This is a genomic window from Allobosea massiliensis, assembly GCF_042655245.1.
Classification (GTDB): Bacteria; Pseudomonadota; Alphaproteobacteria; order Rhizobiales; family Beijerinckiaceae; genus Allobosea; species Allobosea massiliensis.
Window position 1 is genome coordinate 1 of record NZ_JBHSLU010000067.1, and the last position, 7,148, is coordinate 7,148.

6 protein-coding genes are annotated in these 7,148 nt (G+C 63.5%); 4 read left to right on the forward strand and 2 right to left on the reverse strand.

Going from position 1 to position 7,148, the window contains the following annotated elements; all coding sequences use genetic code 11:
* On the forward strand, positions 1 to 667 hold a 667-nt coding region (locus ACFPN9_RS20475; protein WP_377817533.1), incomplete at its 5' end, for a substrate binding domain-containing protein.
* Between the two features lie 464 nt (positions 668 to 1,131).
* Here ACFPN9_RS20475 and ACFPN9_RS20480 read toward each other — a convergent pair.
* Positions 1,132 to 1,686, reverse strand: a complete 555-nt coding sequence (locus tag ACFPN9_RS20480) for a hypothetical protein (RefSeq protein WP_377817534.1) — start codon at positions 1,684 to 1,686, stop codon at positions 1,132 to 1,134.
* A 74-nt stretch (positions 1,687 to 1,760) separates the two neighbouring features.
* Here ACFPN9_RS20480 and ACFPN9_RS20485 point away from each other — a divergent pair, with 74 nt between their 5' ends.
* The gene (locus ACFPN9_RS20485) at positions 1,761 to 2,585 is read left to right on the forward strand and encodes a hypothetical protein (protein WP_377817535.1); all 825 of its coding nucleotides are present in this window, start codon (positions 1,761 to 1,763) and stop codon (positions 2,583 to 2,585) included.
* Positions 2,586 to 2,632: 47 nt separating this feature from the next.
* Here ACFPN9_RS20485 and ACFPN9_RS20490 read toward each other — a convergent pair whose 3' ends face one another.
* Positions 2,633 to 3,061 carry a hypothetical protein gene (locus ACFPN9_RS20490; protein ID WP_377817536.1) on the reverse strand — a complete coding sequence of 143 codons (429 nt, stop codon included), beginning with the start codon at positions 3,059 to 3,061 and terminating at the stop codon, positions 2,633 to 2,635.
* A gap of 260 nt (positions 3,062 to 3,321) precedes the next feature.
* Here ACFPN9_RS20490 and ACFPN9_RS20495 point away from each other — a divergent pair, with 260 nt between their 5' ends.
* Together ACFPN9_RS20495 and mobF are read left to right on the forward strand one after the other, a co-directional pair.
* On the forward strand, positions 3,322 to 3,624 hold the full coding sequence (locus tag ACFPN9_RS20495) for a hypothetical protein (protein ID WP_377817537.1): 303 nt from the start codon (positions 3,322 to 3,324) through the stop codon (positions 3,622 to 3,624).
* Positions 3,625 to 3,626: 2 nt separating this feature from the next.
* Positions 3,627 to 7,139, forward strand: a complete 3,513-nt coding sequence (mobF, locus tag ACFPN9_RS20500; protein ID WP_377817538.1) for a MobF family relaxase — start codon at positions 3,627 to 3,629, stop codon at positions 7,137 to 7,139.
* Positions 7,140 to 7,148: the final 9 nt, after the last annotated feature.

Sequence of the window (7,148 nt, forward strand, 5' to 3'; positions counted from 1 at the left end):
CGGGGATCTCTCGGTTCAGGGTTGGCGTTCACAACCCAAACCTAACCGGCAATCGCCGGTGACCACCGTCAGCTACACCACGCTATGGGACACGACCCTTTGCAGGCCGTTTGACAGCGTGGTTGACTTGGTCGAAGGCGCATTCGACGTGGCAGTCCGCTACACCGAACTCGGCGATTCCTCTTTCATCGCGCGACGCCTCGCGCCAGATCGGCGTGTCCTCGTGGCGTCGCCCGACTATCTTGAGCGCCGCGGACGGCCGAACACGCCTGACGATCTTGCCAGGCACGCCTGCCTAGTTGTCGGTACGCTGGATCTTTGGACCTTTGTGGACGGTGATGGGAAAGCGATCATACGAAAGGTGTCCCCCGCGCTTCGGATCAATGACGGAGCGGCCGTGCGGCATGCAGCCTGCGCCGGCCTCGGCATAGCTTGGATGGCGACCTGGTGCGCCGCTGACGAGCTTCGAAGCGGGGCTCTGGTGTTGGCGCTTCCCGCGTACCCCCTCGTTTCGACCCAGACGCTATGGGGTCTTTACCCAAGTTCGAGAGAACTCGCTCCGAAAGTACGCGCGTTCATCGACTGGATGGTCGATCGCATAGGACCGGATCCGTATTGGGATCGCGGATTAGATGCTCTGTTGGGCCAATCGGTCGTCAGCAGCTGACGCCTGTTGTGAGCATCCGGCCGACGCGTATCCCCAACGACTACCACCGACCTGCCCTACCTTGCCTCAGACGTGTGGCCTCGGCGCCTATCGATGCGATTGACAGCCATAACGGCCCGGCCTTCTTCGGCGCTATCGCGGTGATCGCGCTATAGGTCGCGCTCGCGAATTTCATTGTCGATCTCGTCATGGCGCGGCTCGATCCGCGGATCAGGCTGGCAAGGGTCAGTTAGGGATGCGGTGCGCCGGCCGCCATAGCCGATCCACCTAATCGCCCATGTTTGACGATACCGATCGCCTACGGACTGACGCTAGACCCGATCGACGCTTCCCTGGGCTAAAGCCTGAAGGCCCCCGGCGTGCCAAACAGCGCGCAACACTGCCTCTGAATGCACGGTCACCGAGATGACGTCATACTAACTGCTGGAAGGGTCACTCTCGCTGAATATGCGGGACGTCATTTGTCAGGAACCCTGCCGAGGCTCACCAGTGGGCTTAGGGTTGCTGGCTGCATGCATTCCATCCGGCCCGCCGAGCGCCGCAGCGGGGCGCGACGTGCCGGCGTTTTTGTTGCCGGTGTCGGCATTTGCGGCCGCGGCGACGATGCTGGCGGCGTCCGCTGCGCGGCGATGCTCTTCGTCCCTCTTACGCTCCTCTTCGACCGCCTCATGGTAGTCGCGGATCTTTTTGAGGAGGACGCGTAAGTCGGCCTTCCGTTCAGCGATAGCATCGAAGAGCTGGATCGCATCTTCACTCGCAGCGGTAGCCGCAAGGTAGACGGCGGTAACAGACACCTCGTTGACATCACCTAGGAAGCGGCCCCTTACGGTCTGCGCCGCCATGATGGCGTGCTGACCTCGCTCGACCATCAAAGCAACGTCGCGGTCGGTGAGCCCGTCAAAAGATTCGCCGTCCTTGCGCGCCGCTGCCATTTCAGCACGGCGCTTGCTCGTCGCGATTCCGAAGTCGAACCCGAACCGGTCAAGCTTCGGGGCGTCGGCAGTGTCGTTACTCGTCATGATGGGACCTCTTCAGTGTTGACCGGACGGAGCCGGCATGGTTTCGCGGGTTAGGCCGGCGGGATTTGGAGCGGATGGCGAAGCGGGAACGGCGTGGCGGCCGGCGAGCGGTCGAGAACTGGCATCAGCGGGCGCTTGAGCTCGATGCGAAGCTCAAGGACTCCAGGCGCGGCCAGAGGGACGGGATCTTCCGCACGTTCGCGGCTGAGCTCGGAGTGAGCGCCTCGGTGCCGAAGCGGATGATCCAGGCTCTTCGGTTCCTGGAGTATGTCCGCGATGACGTGAGATTTACCCACCTTGCCGGCGAGATGGCCGAGCAGCCCTTCTCGGCACTGGTTCTGCTCGACCGCTGGAGCCAGTACTCTCCCAGGGAAGCACTTTCGGCCGGACAACGCCTGATTGCAGGTGAGCTCAATCTGCCCATGCTTGAGGCCCGGGAGCGTGCGGACCGGGCACAGTACGATTCCGTCCTCACCGCGACCGATGGCACCTGGCAGACCTATGCCGCGACACGCGCTGTCCAGCTGGTTTTGGAGACCCATGACTCCGCTCGCTGCATCTGGGCGGCGCGAGGATGGCGTCCCGATGGCGTGGCTTTCACCAGCCTGACGCTGCCGGGCCTCCTGAACGCACTTCCGGCCGTGCCTGGCGTGCAGTTGGCTTTCGAGCGCGAGAACGGCGCGCCGCTCCTCGTCGCGATCTTGTCCGATCGCATCGCGCGGATGCGATCGCCGGCAGCCCTGGTCCAAAACGTCCTGACGCTTCTGGGCTACACGCGCCTCGGCTGCGCCTGCCTGCTCCTGCTGCGCGAGGAGGAGCAGGCCGCCAAGGTCGAGGGGTTGCTGGCCTCCCTCGACCGCCCCGAAGGGATTTCCGCTAGGCACCTCGCCTTCGACTGAACCGGCCGGTTCAGCCGAGAGAGTGCCAGTCGTAGAAGTGCCCGCCATCACAACCGGCGCTCGAGATCGTCAGGCTGGTACGGCGACGTCGGGGCATCGGGCTCCTGCTTCTGATCGAAGCTCGTCGAGCGGGAGCCGAGGCCCTGCCCTTCCCCGCGGCCGTGCGCGGAGGCATCGCCAAGACCCACCTTCGCCGCGTGGTCCTTCCCGTCCTCCGCGGCCTTACCTTTCCGACGCCGCTTGATCGAGGCCGGCGCCCGCCGCGCATCGTAGCGCTCCAGGATCAGGCGCGCCTGCTCCTTCTCGTCGAAGAGGCCGTGACTGTCATCGTCCGCCGAGGCCTTCTGGCCGTAGCCGTCGATCAACGCGTTGTTGATCACCCCGACTGCCTTGAGCTTCGCCCAGCGCTCCCCGAAAAGGAGCTCGAAGTCCTCCTCACTGAGGCGCCCATGAGCCTTCTCTTCCAGCTCCTCCATCGCGGCCTCCATCGCCTTGTGGCTGACAGACCCGCCAAACTTCATTTCCGACATTGACACTACTCCACACTGGTCCGGGCGGACTTGCCCGTCGATCATGACGCTGACTGATTCGCGCTAAATGCGCAATCTCCCCCTTTGCGCGTTTGATCGAGCTGCGCTTTCCGTTAGATTTTCCTGGACGCATGACGCTCCCTACGGTGCTTAACCCTCTTGTAAGTCCTTACGCTGTCTCATCAATCAACCGGGGATCGTTCATCATGGCCAAATCTGCCGAACTACGTGTCGACATTGATCCCACCTTGCTGGAGCGCGCCCGGAAAGAGGCGCGCCGTGTCGACATCCGCCTTCCGTCACTGGTCGAACTCGCACTGATCCAGTTTCTTGAGCGCACCGAAAGCGTGGCCGCGATACGACGCGAGATCGGTGACGCGCTCGCCCGCCAGGCGATCGTCGATGCCAAGATCGAGCACATCGCGCAGTTCGTCGCCGACGTCCTTGGATCCCAGCGCTCAGGACCCGTGCCGCAAGCGCATGCACGCCCCAGTCAATCAAGCGCCTGACCATGTTCAACTGCACCCGGATCCAGGCGATCGGCTACTACGATGAGCAGGCTGCCGAGGCGCTACAGCTGCAGGCCAGCCTTGGCGATGGGTCGGCACCGCCATTGGGCTACTATGACAACGAGGTCGATATGCCCGGCCTCCTCTACAAGATCCGTCATGCGCGGACGGTTCGAAACAGCCCGTTCGATTCAATCCGCACTGGTGATATGGCCGATTCCGACGTCATCGTGCGGTTGGCGGCGGGGCAGGATCCCCGCACCGGCAAGCAACTGACGCGGGTTCCACAGAGCGGCGCGGGCGACGGAGGCAGGAAAAGGCGACGGAAGGTGGTCGGCTACGACCTTCAGATCAGCGTGCCGAAGTCTGTTTCCGTGCTGTACGCGCTGGGCTCGACCGATCTGCGTGTCGCGATCCAGTCCGCCCATCGCCGCGCCTTCCTGCGCGTCCTGCGCTATATCGAGACGGAAGGGCTGATTATCACGCGCACCGGCGCGCGCAGCGCCCGCCATGAGCCGGCTTCCGAGACGGTCGCCTCACTCTACACGCACATCCTGTCGCGCGATCTCGATCCGCAGCTTCACACGCACGCCGTGCTTCTCAATATCTGTGTGCGCCCAGATGGGAAAATTGGCGCCATCGACAACCATCGCCTGAAGCAGCACGGCGGCGCGATCGCCGCGCTACATCGCTGCGAGCTTGCCTATATCCTGCGCGAGGAACTCGGTCTCGAGGTCGTCCGCGACGGTCGCAACTTCAAGCTTCCAATCGTGCCCGATGCGGTCGCGCGCCTGCTCTCGAAGCGCCGGATCGCGATCGAGGACGACGCTCATGCGGCTGGTATCAACACCGCGGCGGACCGCAAGCGGGCGCAGATGATCAGCAACAAGACCCGTGCCGACAAGATCAAGGGCCTTTCGCTGGCGGATCTAACCCGCGATTGGGCGCGTCAGGCGCGCGAGACCGGCTTCGACCATGTCTCAGCCTTCGCCGAGGTCGAGGCCAGACTAGCGCTGGACGAGCAGCGCACACCACCACCCCCCTCCCCGCCCATCGACGCCGAGCGGCTCATCGATCGCATCTTCGCCAACCAGGCCCTGCTCACTTGGCCCCAGATCCTGCGCCTTGTCGCAGAGGAGCTGCAGGTCAGTGCCTCTGCTGACGCTGCGCTCGTTGAAGCCGAAAGTGTCCGGACCGCGCTGGTCGCGGTCGACAGGACAATGGAAGGTGACGCGATCTATACCTCGGAAACCCTGATCAAGGCCGAACACGACGTGCTCCGGATGGCGCAAGCTGGTCGCGGACGCTGGCACGGCGTGCCGCCTGCATCGGTCGAAATCGCGCTGACCAAGGACACCCTCCTGTCGGCAGAACAACGCGACGCAATCGCGCACGCTCTCAATGACGACGCCATCGTCGCGATTGAGGGACCACCCGGCGCCGGCAAGAGCCACATGACCGCGGCCCTTCGCGTTATCGCCAAGGCTGCTGGTCTTTCACTGCGGGTGACTTCGGTCAGTTGGCAGGCGACGCATGTCGTCCGGCGCGATGCCGGCGTCGCACCCGCAAGGGCGTCGGCCCTGGCGCCGCTTCTAGTCGCGCTTGAGAGGGGTCAGCATGTTCTCACGGCGCAGGACATCGTGATCGTCGACGAAGCCGGCATGTCGGGACTTCTCGAGATTGCCGCACTGGCGCGCCATTGTGTTACGGCCGGCGCCAAACTCATCCTGCTTGGGGATACACGGCAGCTACAGCCGGTGTCCGCGGGCGCGCCGATGCGCGCGCTGACACGCCTGATTGGACATGGGGCACTCCACACCATCCGCCGCCAGGAGATGGACTGGATGCGGCAGGCTTCGATGGATCTTGCCGCCGGCCGAGCGTCAGCGGCCATCGACAGCTACGATATGGCAGGCGCGATCGCGATGCATTCAGGGCGAGATAAGACGCTCGCTGAGGCTGCGAAGCATTATCTGGAGCCCGTGTTGGGGTACGACGCGAACCTCAACGAGGTGATGCGCGGCCAACTTTTGATCACCAGCCGCAACGACGATGTCGCGGAGCTTAACCGGCTGGTCCGCGACGGCCTGAAACAGGCCGGCCGCTTCAGCACAGACGAGATCGTCGTTCCTGCCATCCCGCGCCATGCCCGGGATGCAAGGCCCGTCGACCTGCCCCTGTCGTGCGGGGATCGCATCATGTTCGGCGAGCGCGTCGACCTCGGGAGCATCACTCTCTACAATGCTGACATCGCCAGCGTGATGTGGATAGAGCAGGGTCCCGACGGTCCCATTATGACACTTGCTCTCGACAGGCTGGCGATCGATGGGACCCCCATCTCGTTCCGGCGTCCCTGGAAAGACCTGGTTTCTGCGAATGGCAACAGCGCTGCCCCGATCGCCCAGCATGCCTATGCCACGACCGTCCATGCTTCCCAAGGTGCAACGGTCGATCGCACCATCGTCGCGATGACGACGCTGATGAGCGCCGAGCCGCTATTCGTGGCGATGACGCGCCACCGCAAATCTCTCATGCTTCATGCCGATGTCCAGCTCGGCCAGAGCCCCGATCGCTCCGGAAGCATCGCGATCTCGCAATCCGGCCGTCTGCGCGGGACCGACGAGACGCTCGAAGAGCATGGCAATGATGTCGGAGACGGCAACCAGTCAATGCGTCAGGCCGCGGTGATCGCGATTAAGCGCGCCGCCATGACCGCAACCGCAATCGATAACCCGTCGCGCTACATCCACGACATCAAGGCCTGGGTTTCCGGTGAGGATGCGGTTGGAGGGTTTCGGGAACAGCTCAACATCAGCAAAAACTTGGCGCAGTTCAGAAGCCGCTTCCAGTCGCGAATGGCCTTTCCGAAGCCGGTCGCGTTGCGAGAACGGGATGGGTTGGCGTTGTCGCCTCTAGAGCTCAAAGAACTCGATAAGGCACCACTCACGCCGGCTGGCATCGCACACCGCATTGGACTGGTCGGCAGCCCCAACGGCCTCCATCGGCCCGACGACCGCTCCGAGCATCTGCGGATTGCTAACGGGGCGCCGAGATGGAACGCGGCTCAGCTTCGCAGGCTCGTTGCGACAAAGGCGTTCGACGAGCATCCTATTGTTCAAATCGCCGTGGTCATGCTGCGCAAATCCGTACAGGCCGCGCGGGCGGTCGTACGTTCGGCTTACCGCCTCTCAGGGCTGAATCCGCTCGCTAGGGCATTCTCGCGACACGCAAGCTCTATGCCTGATTCACCCTTCGTACCAGCCGTTCAGACTCCAGCTTTGGCCCCTACCCCGCTCGAACGGGCTCTAGAGCGCCGTGTCGATGACAAGCTTAACGATGAAGACGACCGTCATCGGCACAGCCTCATGCTGCAGCTAGCTGTACATCAGCTGCGTTTGAATGAGCGTCCACAGCCCGAGATGAAGGGTCGTGTCCCTGCTGGTGGTGTAGCTTCGCAGAGCCACCGCGTGCCGGCTTTGGTCGGGCTGGTCAGGCGGCCACGGCTGGCAGGCTGACGATGGGAT